We start from the raw sequence: 16,972 nt of genomic DNA, 5'->3' as shown, positions 1-16,972 counted from the left end.
TGCGCTAAGGGCTGCGGATGGACACGCGTTTCGAGATATTCCTGAGCGCCCCCCGGGGCTGGAGCCGGTGCTGCTGGAAGAGGTGGCCGAGGCGGGCTTTGCCGAGCCGCAGGCGGTGCCCGGCGGTGTGACCGTCATGGGCGGCTGGCCGGAGGTGCGGCGCGCCAACCTGGTGCTGCGCGGCGCCGGGCGGGTGCTGGCGCGGGTCGGTGAATTCCGCGCCTTTCACCTTGCGCAGCTGGACAAGCGGGCGCGCAAGTTCCCCCGGGCCGGGGTGCTGCGCCCGGATGTGCCGGTCCGGGTCGACGTGACCTGCCGGAACTCCGGGATCTACCACGACCGCGCAGCCCGCCAGCGGGTCGAACGGGCGATCACCGAGACGCTGGGCGCCCCCATCGAGGCAGAGGCGCCGCTGCGCGTCATGGTGCGGATCGAGGACGACCTCGTGACCATCTCGGTCGATACCTCGGGTGAGCCGCTGCACCGGCGCGGCTTCAAGGAGGCGGTCGGCAAGGCGCCCATGCGCGAGACCCTTGCCGCGCTGTTCCTGCGCCAGTGCGGCTACAGCGGGACAGAGCCGGTGGTGGACCCGATGTGCGGCTCGGGCACCTTCGTGATCGAGGCGGCAGAGATGGCCGCGGGGCTGGCGCCGGGGCGCGGGCGTGGCTTTGCCTTCGAGACGCTGGCAGGCTTCGATGCCGCAGAATGGGCGGCGGAGAAGGCCGGGTTGCCGCGGCGGGAGACGACGCTTGTCTTTCGCGGATCGGACCGCGACGACGGGGCGATCCGGGCGAGCCTTGCCAATGCCACGCGGGCCGGAGTGGCAGAGATCTGCGCCTTCGACCGCCACGCCGTCAGCGACCTGAAACGGCCCGACGGGCCGCCGGGGCTGGTGATCGTGAACCCGCCCTACGGCGCGCGGATCGGCGACCGCAAGCTGCTCTTCGCGCTCTACGGCGCGCTTGGCGCGCGGCTGCGCGAGGATTTCGCGGGCTGGCGGCTGGGCATGGTCACCAGCGACGGCGGGCTGGCCAAGGCCACCGGGCTGGCGCTGGAGGCCGGGCCGCCGGTGGCCTTCGGCGGGCTGGCGGTGAAGCTCTACCAGGCGCGCATCTAGCCTGTCGGCGGGGCGGCTCTGTTTGCGCTTCGCGCAAAGGCGCCCGCCCGCCGACCCCGAGCCGGTGCAATGCCGGTCCGGGCCCTGCGCTGCGCGGCCGCGTCGGAATGGATATTTGTAGACAGAAGAAACAGGCGCGCGCTCCTTGTTTCTTCTGTCCGGAAATATCCCGGGGAGCGCGAGGGGCTGGCCCCTCGATCCCGTCCGTGAAACCGGGTCCGGCGGTGAGGCCGGGGCGCCATGCGCCGCCGCTCCACCCCCCGGACCGTCAGACCGTCAGAGCGTCATGCGGAAGAGCGCGAAGCCGTTCTCCCCCTCGCCGGCCTCCTCGATCCGGACCGCCTTCACATCGAGTCGCATGGTTGCGCGCGCTGGGGCCGGTCTCGAAGAGCACCGTGGTGTCCTTGTCCATCGGGGCGAAGGACCAGTTGGCATCCGCCGCGGGGTTGATCGTGCCCTGATCGACAATGAAGCGCACGATGACGTCGCGGTTGGTGTCGGGGGCCTCGAAGATGATCGTGTCGCCTCCCGCGCCGGGGAAGCTGCCGCCGCCCGAGGCGCGGTAGTTGTTGGTGGCGATGACGAACTCCTGCCCCGGGTCGATCGGCGCGCCTTCGAATTGCAGGTTGACGATGCGATTGGCCTCGGGGTTCATCTCTTCGCCCTTGGGCCCGTATTTCGACGGCTGCGAGAGGTCGATCTGGTAGGTCACCCCGTCGATCACGTCGAAGTTGTAGGAGGGGAAGTCCGGGTTCAGCAGGGGCGCGTCAGAGGCGCCCGGGTCGACCTGGTTGAACATGCCCGCCGAGCGTTCCAGCCAGTCCTTGACCTGCGCGCCCGTCACCTTTACCGCGCGCACCGTGTTGGGATACAGGTACAGGTCGGCGACGTTCTTGATCGCCACCGGGCCGGGCGCCACGTCGGTGTAATAGTCCGGCCCGCCGCGGCCGCCGGCCTTGAAGGGGGCGGCGGCGGACAGCACCGGCAGGCCCGCGTATTCGGTCCCGGCCAGCATCTCTTCGATGTACCACTTCTGCGCCTGCGACACGATCTGCACCGAGGGGTCGTCGGCCACCAGCGCGAAGTAGCTGTGCAGCGGGGCCGCGGTCTCGCCGACGGCGCGGCGCACGTAGTCCAGCGTCTGCTGGTGGATGTCCTCGACCGAGGCCAGCACCTCTGCGTCGTCCTCGACCAGTGCGGTGATGGAGCGATCCTCGCCGCGCTCGTAGATCGGGCGCGCCTCGCTGGTGGCGCTGACCACGCGCCAGGTATTGCCGTCGCGTTCCAGCAGCAGGTCGATCAGCCCCATGTGCGACCCCCAGAAGCCGCCCATCACGGCGGGCTTGCCCTGCAGCGTGCCCGCCGCCAGGTCGACGCCCGCGACATCCGCGTAGGCGGGCGAGGGGAAGACGAGGTGGCTGTGCCCGGTGGCCAGCGCATCGATGCCCTCGACCCCGGCCAGCGCGGTCGAGGCGTTCTCCATCCCGTCGCTGGCCTCGGCGGCGCCGATGCCGGAATGCGACAGCGCGATGATGATCTCGGCGCCCTCTTCGCGCATCTGCGGCACATAGGCCTTGGCGGTTGCGACGATGTCGCGCGCGGTCACGTTGCCCTCGAGGTGCTTGCGGTCCCAGTTCATCACCTGCGGCGGGGTGAAGCCGATCACGCCGATGCGGATGGGGTGGGTCTCTCCGGCGCCGTCGGTCAGCTGGCGGTCGAGGATCACGTAGGGCTTGAACAGCGTCTCGTCCTTCGTCGGGTCGGCGCCCTCGGACTTGGCCACGTTTGCCAGCACCAGCGGGAAGTCGGCGCCCGCCGCCGCCTTCATCAGGAAGTCGAGGCCGTAGTTGAACTCGTGGTTGCCGATGGTGGCCACGTCGAAGCCCACGGTGTTCATCGCGGTGATGACCGGGTGCATGTCCCCCTCTTTCATGCCGCGCTCGTAGGCGATGTAATCGCCCATCGGATTGCCCTGCAGGAAGTCGCCGTTGTCCACGGTCAGCGTGTTGGTCGCCTCGGCGCGGATCGCGTCGATGATCGAGGCGGTGCGCGACAGGCCCACGGTGTCGACGGGTTTGTCGGCGTAGTAGTCATAGGGGTAGACATGCACGTGCAGGTCCGTCGTTTCGAGGATGCGCAGATGCGCCTGATTGGCGGCGGCGCGGGCCGAATAGGGGTGCAGCGCGATCAGGGCCGCCCCGGCGGCGGTGGTGGTCAGGAACTGGCGGCGCGAAAGGCCTTGGCGTGTCTTCTGTGGCATGGGGTTCCCCTGTCGGTTCGAGTGCTTGGCGCAGCATGGACTTGTTCGGCGACGGTAGCATGACAGCGACACGACTCGGCCCCTGCGCCGGGACAGCATAGCACCGGAGCGGGTCTCGCAACCCACGAGTTGATTGCATCGCCCCGGCGGGCGGGGCATTGCTGAGGCTCCGGGCAGGGGAGGGGCCATGAAACATGCGGAAGAGGTGACGTTCGGCGGGTCTGCGCTGGACCGCGCGGCAGAGATCCGGGGCGATATCCCGGCGCTGGCCGCCGCCCTGCAGGACCCCCGGGCGCGGGTGATCGTGCTGTGGCGGGGCAAGCCGCTGATCGCGGGCGAGGACCCGCTGGCCCTGCTGCGCCTGCCGCTGACCCATCCGATCCTGTCCGAGGCCCGCGCCGCGCCGATCCTGCTGGGCCGCGAGGACGGTGCGGCGGTCTTTGCCCATGACCTCTCTGCATGGGCGCCCGAGACCGGCGAGATGCCGGAGGCAGGCTTCAGCGACGCGACAGAGCAGGTCCACCCCGGCTGCCCGGAGGGCCGCTTTGCCGAGCTACGGCGCGTGATGACGCGGCTCTCCGCCCGCGATGCGGAACTGGCGGCGACCGCCAAGGCGATGCAATCGTGGCACGCCAGCCACGGGTTCTGCGCGCGCTGCGGCGCCGCCTCCGAGATCCATCAGGCGGGCTGGCAGCGCATCTGCCCGGCCTGCGGGGCGCATCACTTCCCGCGCACCGACCCGGTTGTGATCATGCTGATCACGCGGGGCAACCGCGCGCTTCTGGGCCGCTCTCCGGGCTGGCCCGAGGGCATGTATTCCTGCCTCGCGGGCTTCGTCGAGCCGGGCGAGACCATGGAGGCCGCCGTGCGCCGCGAGGTCATGGAAGAGGCGGGCGTGCCGGTCGGCCCGGTGCGCTACCTGGCCAGCCAGCCCTGGGCCTTCCCCTCCTCGCTGATGATGGGCTGCCATGGCGAGGCGCTGGCAGAGACCGTCACCGTCGACCCGATGGAGCTGGAGGACGCGCGCTGGTTCACCCGCGAAGAGGTGGCCGAGGCCTACGCGGGCCTGAACCCGGCGCTGATGCCCGCCCGCCGGGGGGCCATCGCGCAGTTCATGCTGCGCAACTGGCTGGCGGACCGGCTGGACTGACGGCGCGCGGCCCGCGACGGTGTCGCGGGCGCATCATTGCCGCTCTGCGCGACCGGCGGCGCTAGGATCGGCAGGGGCTTTCCTGTAGCTTCCGCCGGGATCGCCCCGGGGCGGTCGAGGCAAATCAGGCAGGAACAGGCAGAGACCCGATGCAACTGACCGCAACCGAAGACATTGAGGCCCCGCTCGACCGCGTGTTCGCCGAGCTTGCCGATTTCGAGACGCTGGAACGGCAGGCGATGCGGCGCGGCATCGAGGTGCGGCGCACCGGCGATCATAGCGCCCCCGCGCCCGGCATGGGCTGGCACGTGACCTTCCAGTTCCGGGGCAAGACGCGCACCGCAGAGATCGTTCTGACCGAATACGCCCCATCCGAGCGGATCGCCTTCCACACCGTCTCTGGCGGGCTGGAGATCGACACCGGGATCGACCTGATCGCGCTGGCGCGGGCGCGCACCCGGATCAACATGGCCGCAGAGCTGAAGCCGAAGACCCTGTCGGCGCGGCTGCTGGTGCAATCGCTGAAGTTGGCCAAGGGCGGCATCGACAAGCGCTTTCGTCACCGGATCGCGGGGCTTGCCACGGATCTCGAAGGGCGGTTGCAGCGCAGCGCGTGAATGCTGGCCTGCGGGCGCGGCTGGGCTATGCTGTACCGGTGAGGGCGTCGGGAGGACTGTGCTTGAGACTTTCGGGATTGGCATTCGTGCTGGCGGCTCTGGCGGCGCCGGGGCCCTTGGCGGCGCATGAGTTCTGGATCGAACCGCAGGCCTTCGCGGTCGCGCCCGGGGCGCCGCTGGTCGCCGATCTGCTGGTCGGCGAGAGCCTGGAGGGCGCGCGCTACGGCTACGTGCCGCCGAATTTCACGCGCTTCGACGTGCTGCTGGGGGGCGCCGCGCATCCGGTCGAGGGCCGCCCCGGCGACAGGCCGGCCCTGTCCATGGCGGTCGAGGGCAGCGGCACTGGCCGTGGTGGTGCATGTCACCCGCGACTACAAGCTGACCTACAACAGCTGGGACAAGTTCGAGAGCTTCCTTGCGGACAAGGATCTTTCCTGGGTGGCGGCACGCCATGACGCACGCGGCCTGCCGCGCGACAGCCTGCGGGAGCGCTATTCGCGCCACGCCAAGAGCCTGATCGCGGTGGGCGACGGGCAGGGCGCCGACCGCGAGGCGGGGCTGCTGACAGAGATCGTGGCGCAGGCCAATCCCTACACCGACGACCTGTCCGGAGGCCTGCCGGTTCGTGTGCTGTACCGCGGCGCGCCCCGGGCGGACACGCAGGTCACGGTCTTTGCCCGCGATCCCGGCGGCGCGGTTTCCGTCGCGACCTACCGGACCGACGCCGGGGGCCGCGCGGTGATCGAGGTGGCGCCGGGGCATGTCTACCTCGTCGACAGCGTCGTGATGCGCGAGCTGGAGGTTGCCGGCCCGAACGATCCGGCCTGGGAAAGTCTTTGGGCCTCTCTGACCTTCCGGGTGCCGGAATGAGTGTGATCCAGTCCCTGCGCGGGGCGCTTGGCGAGGACCGGGTGCTGACCGGGGGTGACATGGCGGCCTGGTCCGGGGATTGGACCGGACGCTACCGCTGGACGCCGCTTTGCGTTGTCCGGCCCGGATCGACCGAGGAGGTCTGTGCCGTGATGCGCATCGCCCATTCGGCGGCGGTGCCCGTTGTGCCGGTCTCGGGCCATACCGGGCTGGCGGGCGGCACCCATGGCGACGGCGCGGTGATGCTGTCGCTGGAGCGGCTGAACGCCATCGAAGAGATCCGCCCCGAGGCGCGCGTCGCGGTGGTTGGCGCGGGGGTGGTCCTGTCCGCGCTGCACGAGGCGGCAGAGGCGCAGGGCCTGAGTTTCCCGATAACCTTCGGCGCCCGTGGCTCGGCCCGGGTCGGCGGCCTTCTGGCGACCAATGCGGGCGGCTCCAACGTGCTGCGCTACGGCAATACGCGCGATCTGGTGCTGGGGCTCGAAGCGGTGACGGCGGAGGGGCGCGTGCTGGACCTGATGACGGCGCTGCACAAGAACAACGCGGGCTACGACCTGCGCCACCTGCTGATCGGATCGGAAGGCACGCTGGCGGTGATCACCCGGGCGGTGCTGAAGCTGGTGCGTCAGCCCCGTGCCCATGCCACCGCAATGGTGGCCGCGCGCTCGGTAAGCGAGGCGCTGGTGCTGCTCAACCGCCTGCAGGACGTGACGGGCGGCGCGGTGGAGGCCTTCGAATACATGCCCGCCGCCTATATGGACACCTATCTTGCCCTGCACCCGGAGGCGCGCGCGCCCTTCGACAGCCCGCAGGCGGTGAACATCCTGCTGGAGCTTGGCGTCACGTCACCGCGCGACAGCACCCCGGGCGAGGACGGCCTTGTCCCGGTGGTTGCTGCCCTCCGAGGAAACGCTGGTCGAGCTGCTGGAACAGGGGCTGGTGCTGGATGCGGTGGTGGCGCATTCCGAGGCGCAGCGGGCCGAGATGTGGGCGCGCCGCGAGGCGGCGGTCGAGGTCTCGCTGTCGCGGGGCGGCGCGCTGGTCAATGACGTCGCCGTGCCGCTGGACGCGGTCGAGACCTTCCTGACGGAGGCGGGCGCGCGCTGCCGCGCGCTCGACCCGGATGTGCAGGAGATGGTGGTCGCGCATCTGGGCGACGGCAATGTCCACTATACGCTCTGGCCCTCTGGGGCGGCGGAGGGCGGGGCGCTGATCGAGGCGGTCGAAGAGGTGGTGCGGGCCCCGGGTGGCAGCTTTTCCGCCGAACATGGCATCGGGCTGCACAAGAAGGCCTCGATGGCCCGGCACCGCGATCCGGTGGCGCTGGAGGTGATGCGCGCGGTGAAGACGGCGCTCGATCCGAAAGGCATCCTCAACCCGGGCAAGGTTCTGCCCTGAGCAGGAGCCTTGCGGGGGCGGCGTCGCGCCCTCTGGTGGCGCTGCCCGCCGCGACGGGGCGCGGTGCCAGGAGGCCCGCTGCGTGATCCCGGCAGAGGCGCCCGTCCGGGGGCGCGCAGGCAGGTGTTTGCGGTGGCAAGGCGGCGTTCCGTTTCCACGGGGCCGCGCAGATCGTCCCTTTGGCCCGGTTCCCCGGGGGCGCGGGCCGAACCGCAGCGCGTGCCGGGACAGGCGCGGCCACGGGGGCGGGCGCATCCGGGAGGGTTCAGTCGCTACCGTCGCGCGGCTGGTAGTCCTTCGGGTCGAAGATGGCGAAGAACTGGTAGCCGCACCAGCCCCCGATCGCGGCAAAGACCAGCGCCCAGAGCGGATTGCCCAGAGCCAGCTCCATCAGGGCCCAGCCGCCGCAGAGGGCAACCAGGGCAACCCGCCGCCAGAGCGGCAGGAAGAAGGGGTGGCGGACGTCGAGTATGCTTTGCAGGGACATGCGGAACCCGGTGTTGCGAGAAGGCCCTTGTGCCACGCCGCCGCCGTCGGGGAAAGGGGCGGCGGCCCGCGCTCAACCGAGGCCGGGATCCTCTGCGGCCTGTTCCAGCTTGTCGAGGGTTGCGAGGAAAGCCCTGACTTCTTCCTCGTCGAGCCGGTCGCGCAATGCGTTCTGGCGCGCCTGCATGCGGGGCAGGGTGCTGTCGAACAGGGCGCGGCCCTCTGCGGTCAGTTCAAGGTGCTGCAGGCGATTGTCCTCGGTGTCGCGGATGATCCGCACGAGGTTCTCTTCGCCAAGCGCCTTGAGGTTGCGGCTGATCAGCCCCTTGTCCATCGCGGCGTAGCGCGACAACTGGGCCGCCGTGCTGCGGTCGGTGGCGCCGATCAGGGCGATAAGCCGCCACTGGGTCAGCGTCAGTCCTGCGCAGTCCTTCACGAGGCGGTTGGCCTGTGCATTCAGTTTGGCCTGTACCCTGGCCAATCGATACGTCAAAAACTGTCCGATGGGGGTATCGGGCGGACGTGGTGTCCCGATGTTGTCTTTCATCTTGTCTCCGTACTGAGGGTGCCAATCAAGTGGTTGCTTTGTCAACGTTTGAAAATTTATCAACCTCAGGGATGAATGTGAGGCTCCCGTCTTGTCAAGAAAATCGGCCTATCCGAGGCGCCGCCAAGAGTCGCAGGCGGCCTAAAACCGCCGGTCTTTTAAACCTATGCATGTCTGAGCGGATGGGGCGCAACCTTTAGGCGAAAAGAATGCGCCGAGGGCCGCGCCCGTGTCGGATCGCAGCCGGAGGTCTTCGGGTCGTTTCCCGGATGGACCGCGGTGGGGCGGGATCTTCGGGCCGTCACCCGACTGGCGATTCTGCCCGGCGGGGCGGGAATCCGGGCGCCTGATCCGACGGCGCGCCTTGCGGCGCAGAGGGTCGATTTGCGTTCAGGCCACGCAGGCCCCGGGGAGGGCGCTGCCCTCCCCGAACCCCACCCGCGGTATTTGCAGACCAGAGAAGGACGGGGCGGACCCCTGCCCGAGGGCGGGGGCGGGCCGGGTCAGGGGCAGAGGGCGCTGACGGTCTGCTGCACCGCGCCCGGGCTGTCGGGCATGCGCAGGAAGGTTACGCGGCGGTGTTGCGGCGCGCGGGGGTCGTATCCGGGTTTCAGGACCTGTTCGCCGAAGCCCACCGGGTAGAGCGGCAGGGTGACGGCGCTGGTCTGAAGCATCCGCGTCACGGACGCGGCGCGGCGCACGGACAGGTCGCAATTGTAGATATCCGACCCGATGGCGTCGGTATGGCCGATCACCGCATAGGCGGTGCCCGCCAGCGCCGGATCGCGCAGCGCCGCCACCAGCTGGTCGATCTTGCCGCGCTGGTCGTGGCGCACCCGGTCGCTGTCGTAGTCGAACTCGATGGTCACGGCCACCGAGGGATAGGCCACCGTGCCATGTCGGGCGGGCTGCGGGTCGTCGTATCGCGGCGGCGCGGGGGGCGGCGTCTTGGCGACGGTCACCGTCTTGGTGTCGAGGTCCAGCACAAGCGTCTCGAACTGCACGTCGGAGGCCCCCGGCACCGCGCTTTCCAGCGCCAGCCCGTCCGGGTCGACGGTGACGCCGCCGCAGGTGCCGGCGTTGGGGTTGAGCAGACACCCGGCCAGCCGGTTGGCGGGCTGCGGTGCGCGCTGCACCGCGGGGGTGTCGTCGGCCCCGGGGATGAAGATCTCGCCCTGCGCAAGGCCTGCATGGGGCAGGCCGAGGCAGAGAGCGAGGGCAAGGGGTGCGGTCAGTCGCATCGCTCTCTCCTTTCTCAATACTGTTCGTTGTGGACGACGACCGAGATCTGGGCCTTCGTCACGTCGGGATTGTGGTCGCTGACGGCGCGGTAATCGGCGCCCGACAGGGTGGTCTTCCTGTCCGGCGCGCCGCCGTTCAGGTCCAGCACCAGCGTCTCGTTCACCACCGTCTCGTAGTGGTCCTTCGAGATCGGCTTGTGATCCGCCGCGCAGGAGACCTGCGTGGTGTCGCGGGTCACGGTGTCGATGGCCTTCTGGCCGCCGTTGCAGATCGCGAGGATCGTTTCCAGCCCCGGCTCGGAGGTGCGCAGCGACCCCTGCGGCGGGAAGACATACTGCGTGCCGCCCCTGATCACCACGTCGTCCAGTCCCGGGAAGGGATAGAGCACGCAGCTGTCGTGGTCGTCGTCGATCGAGATCAGCGTCAGGCGGCAATCGTGGCGCGGCTCGACGAAGATCTGCATGCCCTCACCCACCTTGTAGGCCGGTTTGTCGGTATAGACCGTCAGGTGGCTTTGCGCCGGGACCGAGTGCTGCGTGGGCACGTAGTCGTTCTCGGCCGGTGTCCTGGCCAGATCGGCATGGGTGGTGGGCGCGGCGTGGGTCTTGGCCGGGGCGGGGGTGTCGTAGACATCCGCAGGCGGTTCGTGGGCGGTGCCCTTCACGACCTGCTTGACCGAATGCGGCAGCGCCGTCGTCACCCTGTAGTCGGTCTTCAGCGGGCGGTAGTCGGTCAGCTTCTCCAGCAGCACCGGGTAGGCCGCGTTCCATTCGTCCCGCGCGATGGGCGAGATGTCCAGCCGGGTCAGCAGGCTGGCGTTCTCGTGGCCCGCAAAGGCCATGCGCCCGCGCAGGTCCTCTTCGGTCAGGCCCAGTTCATTGGCGGCCTGCTCGAAGTCGATGAAGTAGTCGACGTGGTAGACGAAGAGCCCGCGCACCGGTTCCAGCCCGGCGGCCTTGGTGTCGGGGTCGATGCCCGCAAGGGTGAGCGTCTCGAAGAAGGCATTCATGTCCTTCTCGAAGAAGCCGTTCACCACATCTTTGCCCGGGTAGATCGCGTCGATGGTCTGTCGCGCCGAGGGCGGCAGCGACAGGTTGTTCATCGCGACCTCGCGCACCGAGTCGTCGTTGAAGCGCATGCCCTTGATGTGGCACGAGATGCAGGAGATGCCGTTGACCACCTCGCCGGTGCCGTCGGGATAGTCGGTGTCGCGCACGATGGCGGTGGGGCCGACGTTCAGCCGCGCGCCGTCGGCGGTGTTCAGGTAATAGGCGTGGAAGCCGTTCGGCAGGGTGAAGATCGACTCGCCGCCGTCATGGTGAAAGGCAAGCTCGTCGCCATAGGCCGAGGTCGGCCCAAGCGGATATTCGAAGAAGCTCTGCCGCCCCTTCGATCCGGCGAAGTCGTAGGAGGTCCAGAAGAACCCGGTTCCCAGCGCGTGCCGCTCGATCAGGCGGTTGTGGGTCGAGACGCCCGAGTCCCGGAACCCGGCGCGCACCACCTGTTCGTTCAGGATGTTGCGGTTCATGTCGAGGCCAAGTTGGCGTTCCAGCCCCTGCACCGTATCCGCCAGCCCCAGCATGTCGTAGTAAAGCGGCGAGACAGAGGCGGTGGCGGTGAACCAGTCGGCCCGGATGACCGGCACCACGGTGCCCGACAGGTGCTGAAGCGGCCCGAGATAGGGGTCGGTGTCGCTTTCCATGGCGTAGGGATACTCGGCCTCCAGCAGGCTCCAGCGGTCGTGCGACCAGTCGAGGTCGGGCAGGAAGACGCGCAGCAGCACGCCGTGCTCGTCGACCTTTTCGTACTTGTAGACATTGGGGTTGAAGCTGAGCGCGTTCATCAGCTTGACCGTCGCGGCGAGGTAGGCCTCGTAGTTGGCGTCGGTGACCTCGCTGTCGTTCCACAGTTCCCGCATCGAGAAGTAGCGGATGCGGTCGCGGCGGTTCGTGGGCTGCTGTTGCAGGTCCGCATGGGCCATGGCGAAGAGGTCCGACAGCGGGATGAACTCGCGCGGCTCGGGCGCGGTCTCGCCCAGCTTGACGATCCATGTGTCCAGCGCCGCCAGTTCCTCTGCAGAGGGGGTGCAGGAGGGGTCCCAGCAGTTGTCGGGCATGGCCGGCGCGCCGCCCGCGATGACGTTGTAGAGCTTTGACTTCGCGCTGTCGCCCGCGACCACGAACTTCGGGTCGTTGGCCAGGCGGCGCATGTCCAGAACGTGGCCGAAGCCGGATTTGGGCGTGGTCAGCCCGTCTTCCAGCCGGCCCTCCTGGTGGCACTCGGCGCAATACTTGTCGAGGACCGCGTAGGCGGCGCTTTCCTCGGCAGTGGCATCGGCGGGCAGGGGCATGCCCCCGGCGGCTTCGTCCTGGGCCATGGCGGGCCCGGCCAGCGTGGCCGCAAGGGCCAGGGCGCTCACCTTGATCAGATCACTTGGGGTCATAACGCGTTTCCTCTGCAAATGATGTCCTGTTCGGGCGGTGTCCGTGCCGCCGGGTTATTGGCACCTGATCGACAGGTATGTCTTCGAGGCCCAACCCGTGGCACCGCCGGTGCCCCGGTAGGGAGAATTGCATAGGCCCGTGATGCAGCGGACCCGGGCCCAGCTGCCCTTTTGCGCCAGCACCTTCAGCTGGTCGCCAAGGTAGGCCTCTGACAGGATGCGCGAGCGGGGGCTGTCGTCGGCGCGGATGTTCAGAAAGCCCTGCCCGTTGGCGCGCGAGGCGTTGGAATAGGGCTGCAGGTTCACCACCCGGGCCGTGCACTGGCGGACATGCGGCGTCGCGCTGGTCAGCAGCGGGCGGTAGACCCAGCCGGTCTGGCCGTCGGGCATGCGGATGTTCGACCAGTCGCCCTGATCGCGCAGCACGGTCACCTGCGTGCCCGGCGCGATCTCGGTGAAGTCGCCGTAGTTGGTGCCCGGCCCGCGCCGCACGTTCAGCCCGCCCGAGGCATTGTTGTCGACATACATGGTGTAGCTGCCCGGCGCAGGCGCGCTGCCGCCGCGCAGCACTTCCAGCACGTAGCGGCTGCCGGTCGAGCAATAGCTGTCCGCCGGCACCTGTCGCCCGCTGACAAGGCTGGCGATCCGCGCCTCGGCAGAGCCGCGCGGCGTCGTGCCGATGATCACGCCGTAATAGCCGTTGTCAGAGCCGAAGATGCGGATGCCGTGGCGGTTCGGGAACCACTCTTGCGCAAAGGCGATGGCGGCCTCGACCGAGGGGCGCGAGGCGGTGACGATGTAGCACTCGCCATTGGTCAGCGCGTGGTTGCCCCGGACGATGCGGTAGCCTTTGCCGCTGTCGGGCCGGGGCGCGGGGGGTGTTTCCAGATAGGCGATGCGGTCGATCATGGCGCGGCTCAGGCAGGAGGCGTTCGACCCGCAGGCGTCGCGCGTGCCGGTCCGCCAGGCGTTTTGCTGCGACGCGGTGCTGACTCCGGACTGGCTGCCGTAGGCGCGCTCAAGCTTTTCGTCCAGACCGGCAAGGTAGGCATCGCCGCAGATCGTGCGCTCGGCGGTGTTCAGCACCGAGGCGTTGCACCACGGGCGCAGGGGGCCATGGTCCACGACCGGATCGTTGCCCGGGGGCGGGGCGATGGGGTCATCGGCAGGGTCCGAGCATTCCGCCGTCACGTAGGATCGGGCGAAGATGGCATAGCTGTGCTGGGCGCAGGTTTCCAGATAGGCCTCGTAGGCGAAGCATTGGCCGAAGGCCTTGGCCTCGTTGTAGAGCGCATCGCACAGCCGGGCCGCCTCGATCACCGGGTCGGTGGTGTCGATGGGATCGACCGGATCCACGGGATCGGCCGTGTCGACCGGGTCGGGCGCGGTGTCGGGGCCGGGGTCCTCGACGGGCCCCTCGACAGGCGCGTCCGTCAGCGCCGCCTTCAGCACCTGCGACTGTTCGAGGATCGCGGTCATCGGGATGGCGAAGTTGACGGAGTCCTTCTTGGACCCGGCGTGGTGCAGCCCCACGACCATCTGAAGCCCCGCGTCGATCACCGGAGAGCCGGAGTTGCCCGGCAGCGTGTCGCAGGTGTGCAGCAGCCGCTGGTTCGAGATCGCGGGCGCATTGGCGCGGCACTTCTCTCGGCTGATCCGCTGCGCCTCGCCCATCGGGTGGCCGATCACAAGGTAGGGGTCGTTGTCGTGGTGCTGGGCAGAGGCCAGCCGCAGGTGCCCGAAGTCCGCGCTAGGGTCGCCGATGACCTCGAGCACCGAGTAATCCAGGTCCTTCGAGGTCTCGACCGGCGTCGGGATCACGGTGTAGCGCTGGGTGCCTTCCTCGACGCCCTGCTGAACGTAACCCGCCACGAACATGACCGAGTCGATGCGCGTGGCCTTGGCCCGTTCGTTGTCCAGAATGCCGGGCACGCAGTGATGGTTGGTCAGCAGGTGCTTTTCATCGACGATGAAGGCGGTGCAGGGAAAGACGCCGTTGTCGGTCAGGATGTCCAGCCGCCCGACCGACAGGCCCATCTTGCGGAAGATGCTGGTGGGCGAATAGGTCTGGATCGGCTCGTTGTTGTAATCGCCGACCGAGAGCTCGAACTCGATATCGTCGATCCCGGCGGATTCCGTGCGGTTCAGCACCACCCGGCCAAAGCTCGCCCGGTCGAAGCCCACGAAATCCTGCGCGTGCCCGGGGTCGGGCAGGCCGATCGAGGTTGCCAGAATTGCCAGTGCCGCCAGCGCGCGCATCGGAAGTCCCTTTCGGAAAAAAGCATTGTCATTAAGATGCTTTCATGTTCCCCGGCGGACGGTTTTGAGTCAACGTGGGAATACCGGACCAAGGAATACCCGACCCCGAAGGGGCGGGTCTGCGCAACCCTTGCGGTGTCTGGATGGCCTTACAGCACGCGAGAGAGGAACGCGCGTGTCCGCTCCTGCTGCGGGGCGCCAAAAAGCCTGTCCGGCGGCCCCTGTTCCAGAATGCGCCCCTGATCGAGGAAACACACCGTATCCGCCAGATCGCGGGCAAAGCCCATTTCATGCGTGGCAAGGACCATGGTCATGCCCTCGGCGCGCAACTGGCGCAGCACGTCCAGCACTTCGCCCACCAGTTCGGGGTCGAGCGCCGAGGTGATCTCGTCGAAGAGCATCAGGCGCGGTTGCATCGCCAGCGCCCGCACGATGGCGACGCGCTGCTGCTGCCCGCCCGACAGCTGGTCGGGGTAGTGATGCATCCGGTCGCGCAGCCCGAACCGCGCAAAGAGCGCCTCGACCGGGGGCAGCAGGGCGGCCTTGGACAGGCGCTTGATCCGGCGCGGCGCCAGCAGCGCGTTGTCCAGCGCGGTCATGTGCGGAAACAGGTTGTAGCTTTGAAAGACCATGCCGATCTGCTGGCGGACCGGCTGCGGGTTCAGTCCCGGCTCGGAGATATCCGTGCCGTCCAGCAGGATTTGCCCGTCGTCGATGGGCTCCAGCAGGTTCATGCAGCGCAGAAGCGTCGACTTGCCGGACCCAGAGGCGCCGATCAGGCAGACCATCTGCCCGGCTCCCACGGTCAGGTCGATGCCCTGCAAGACGGAGGTGCCGCCAAAGCTCTTGCGGATGTCGCGCAGCACCAGCATCAGGCGGTGCGCCGGTTCTGCCGCGCCATCAGGTGGTCGGCGTAGCGCGTCGCGGGGATGGTCAGCGCAAGGAAGATCAGCGCGGCGCCGACATAGGGCGTGAAGTTCGCCATCAGCGACTTGTAGACACCGGCCTGCCGGAAGATCTCGACCGGGCCGATGAAGGACAGAAGCGCCACGTCCTTCTGCAGGGCGATGAAGAGGTTCATGTTTGCGGGCACGACGCGGCGGATCGCCTGCGGCAGGATCACGAAGCGCATGCTGTCCGAGGGTGACAGACCCAGCGACAGCGCGGCGGAGCGTTGCGAGGCGTGGATCGACTCGATGCCCGAACGCAGGACCTCTGCCACATAGGCGGAATAGACGAGGATCAGCGCCAGAGACCCCCAGAGGTAGGGCGAATTCCATGGGCGCGGCAGGCCGAGACCCGGGATGCCGAAGCCGATCAGGTAGATCACAAGGATCACCGGCAGGCCCCGGAAGATGTCGGTAAAGGCCACCGCCGCCAGCCTGAGCGGCGTCAGCGCCGGGTTGCGCAGGTCGCGGGCGATGGCCACGGCCAGCCCCAGCGCGGCGATCAGCGGCGCGCACCAGAGGAAGATTGCGATATCCAGAAGGAAGGCGTTCAGCAGCCCCGGAAAGGTCTTGGCGAAGACCTCTGCGTTGAAGAACACACGCTTGACCGCGGCCCAGCCGGGCGCCAGCGGGATCAGCACGTAAAGCGCGATGACAACCGCCGCCGTCGATCCGGCGGCGATCAGGTTGGCCCGGCGGCGCTGCCGGGCCTCGTAGATCTGTCTGCGGGTGGTCATGCCTGCGCGGTTACTCGATCACCGGTACGCCGGTGGTTTCCTGCAACCACTGGGCCTCTAGCTCTGCCAGCCTGCCGCTGTCCTTCAGGGCCGTCAGCGCAGAATCGACGCAGTCCTTCAGCGGGCTGCCGTCTTCCATCAGGATGCCGAACTGGTCCGGGTTCTCGGTCCGCTCGGGCGGGAACTGGCCCAGCAGCACCCCGTCCGGGACCGCCACAGCAGCAAGGTACAGCGCCGTCGGCAGGTCGAACAGCGCGGCGTCGATCTGGCCCGCCTGCATGGCCGCCGTCACGTCGACATTGTCGTTATACAGCATCGGTTGCGTCTCGGGCCCGATCAGGTCGGTCAGCATCGGCACGGCGGTGGTGTTGGCATCGGCGCCCCAGACCAGCCCCTTCAGGCTGTCGAGCGCCGGTGTCGCGCCCGCCTCCACCACGCGCTGCGTCGTCAGCACCGCCATGGCCGAGGTGTAATAGGGTGCCGAGAAATCCACGATCTGCTCGCGCTCGGGGGTGATGGAAAACTGCTGCATGTTCAGGTCGAAATCCTTCGCGCCGGGCTGGATCGCCTGATCGAAGGAGGACCGGACCCAGGTCACCGCCTCGGCGTCAAAGCCCATCTCTGCCGCCAGCGCATAGGCCACGGCGGCCTCGAAGCCTTCGCCCGATTCCGGGTTGTCGTCGATCACCCAGGGAAAATAGGCCGGGTTGCCGGTGGCGATGGTCAGCGTGCCTTCTGTCAGGGTCTTGCCCGCGGCACAGTCCTGGGCAGTGGCGGCGGAGGCAAGCGCAAGTAGGCTGGCGGCGGTTGCGAGGCGAAGCATGACGGGGGCCTTTCGGAGGAGTGACGGCGCCAGAGTTGCCGCCCGCGCGCGGCTTGTCAATTTGCCGCCCGCAGGT

The 16,972-nt window shown here is 68.6% G+C and carries 14 protein-coding genes and 2 pseudogenes; 7 read left to right on the top strand and 9 right to left on the bottom strand.

All coding sequences use genetic code 11. From position 1 onward, the window contains the following. The first annotated feature begins 17 nt into the window (after window positions 1-17). Window positions 18-1,117, top strand: a pseudogene (locus tag ABFB10_RS06580) (THUMP domain-containing class I SAM-dependent RNA methyltransferase). 276 nt (window positions 1,118-1,393) lie between these two features. Here ABFB10_RS06580 and ABFB10_RS06575 read toward each other — a convergent pair. Beyond that, a pseudogene (locus tag ABFB10_RS06575) lies at window positions 1,394-3,377 on the bottom strand (bifunctional 2',3'-cyclic-nucleotide 2'-phosphodiesterase/3'-nucleotidase). A 187-nt stretch (window positions 3,378-3,564) separates the two neighbouring features. Here ABFB10_RS06575 and nudC point away from each other — a divergent pair. From nudC to ABFB10_RS06545, 6 genes are all read left to right on the top strand, one after another. Further along, a complete protein-coding gene (gene nudC, locus ABFB10_RS06570; RefSeq protein WP_347165901.1) occupies window positions 3,565-4,527 on the top strand; it encodes an NAD(+) diphosphatase in 963 nt (320 codons plus the stop codon). Between the two features lie 149 nt (window positions 4,528-4,676). Next, window positions 4,677-5,144: an SRPBCC family protein gene (locus ABFB10_RS06565; protein ID WP_347165900.1), complete on the top strand. Its 468-nt coding sequence runs from the start codon at window positions 4,677-4,679 to the stop codon at window positions 5,142-5,144. A gap of 62 nt (window positions 5,145-5,206) precedes the next feature. Continuing rightward, window positions 5,207-5,599 (top strand): hypothetical protein, encoded by a 393-nt coding sequence (locus ABFB10_RS06560; RefSeq protein WP_347165899.1) that lies wholly within the window; start codon window positions 5,207-5,209, stop codon window positions 5,597-5,599. Next, complete coding sequence (locus ABFB10_RS06555) at window positions 5,493-6,014, top strand: DUF4198 domain-containing protein (RefSeq protein WP_347165898.1); 522 nt, start codon at window positions 5,493-5,495, stop codon at window positions 6,012-6,014. The genes ABFB10_RS06560 and ABFB10_RS06555 overlap by 107 nt, the downstream gene beginning before the upstream one ends. Further along, window positions 6,011-7,063 (top strand): FAD-binding oxidoreductase, encoded by a 1,053-nt coding sequence (locus ABFB10_RS06550; RefSeq protein ID WP_347165897.1) that lies wholly within the window; start codon window positions 6,011-6,013, stop codon window positions 7,061-7,063. Before ABFB10_RS06555 ends, ABFB10_RS06550 begins: the two co-directional genes overlap by 4 nt. Continuing rightward, window positions 6,969-7,412 carry an FAD-binding oxidoreductase gene (locus ABFB10_RS06545; RefSeq protein WP_347165896.1) on the top strand — a complete coding sequence of 148 codons (444 nt, stop codon included), beginning with the start codon at window positions 6,969-6,971 and terminating at the stop codon, window positions 7,410-7,412. The genes ABFB10_RS06550 and ABFB10_RS06545 overlap by 95 nt, the downstream gene beginning before the upstream one ends. 265 nt (window positions 7,413-7,677) lie before the next feature. Here ABFB10_RS06545 and ABFB10_RS06540 read toward each other — a convergent pair whose 3' ends face one another. The 8 genes from ABFB10_RS06540 to ABFB10_RS06505 form a co-directional block, all read right to left on the bottom strand. Then, a complete protein-coding gene (locus ABFB10_RS06540; protein ID WP_347165895.1) occupies window positions 7,678-7,899 on the bottom strand; it encodes a hypothetical protein in 222 nt (73 codons plus the stop codon). Between the two features lie 72 nt (window positions 7,900-7,971). Then, on the bottom strand, window positions 7,972-8,334 hold the full coding sequence (locus ABFB10_RS06535) for a MarR family winged helix-turn-helix transcriptional regulator (protein ID WP_347165894.1): 363 nt from the start codon (window positions 8,332-8,334) through the stop codon (window positions 7,972-7,974). Window positions 8,335-8,948: 614 nt separating this feature from the next. After that, window positions 8,949-9,686, bottom strand: a complete 738-nt coding sequence (locus ABFB10_RS06530) for an OmpA family protein (RefSeq protein WP_347165893.1) — start codon at window positions 9,684-9,686, stop codon at window positions 8,949-8,951. 14 nt (window positions 9,687-9,700) lie between these two features. Then, window positions 9,701-12,130, bottom strand: a complete 2,430-nt coding sequence (locus ABFB10_RS06525; RefSeq protein ID WP_347165892.1) for a DUF4384 domain-containing protein — start codon at window positions 12,128-12,130, stop codon at window positions 9,701-9,703. Between the two features lie 54 nt (window positions 12,131-12,184). Then, window positions 12,185-14,389 (bottom strand): SH3 domain-containing protein, encoded by a 2,205-nt coding sequence (locus ABFB10_RS06520; protein ID WP_347165891.1) that lies wholly within the window; start codon window positions 14,387-14,389, stop codon window positions 12,185-12,187. Between the two features lie 149 nt (window positions 14,390-14,538). Then, window positions 14,539-15,261 carry an amino acid ABC transporter ATP-binding protein gene (locus ABFB10_RS06515; RefSeq protein ID WP_347165890.1) on the bottom strand — a complete coding sequence of 241 codons (723 nt, stop codon included), beginning with the start codon at window positions 15,259-15,261 and terminating at the stop codon, window positions 14,539-14,541. After that, on the bottom strand, window positions 15,261-16,073 hold the full coding sequence (locus ABFB10_RS06510) for an amino acid ABC transporter permease (RefSeq protein WP_347165889.1): 813 nt from the start codon (window positions 16,071-16,073) through the stop codon (window positions 15,261-15,263). The genes ABFB10_RS06515 and ABFB10_RS06510 overlap by 1 nt, the downstream gene beginning before the upstream one ends. Window positions 16,074-16,083: 10 nt before the next feature. Next, window positions 16,084-16,896: an ABC transporter substrate-binding protein gene (locus ABFB10_RS06505; RefSeq protein WP_347165888.1), complete on the bottom strand. Its 813-nt coding sequence runs from the start codon at window positions 16,894-16,896 to the stop codon at window positions 16,084-16,086. Window positions 16,897-16,972: the final 76 nt, after the last annotated feature.

Origin of the sequence: Ponticoccus litoralis, assembly GCF_039769985.1 — a bacterium.
Classification (GTDB): domain Bacteria; phylum Pseudomonadota; class Alphaproteobacteria; order Rhodobacterales; family Rhodobacteraceae; genus Ponticoccus; species Ponticoccus litoralis.
Note: the sequence above shows the minus strand (reverse complement) of the source record. Positions and strands in the feature narration are given on the sequence as shown.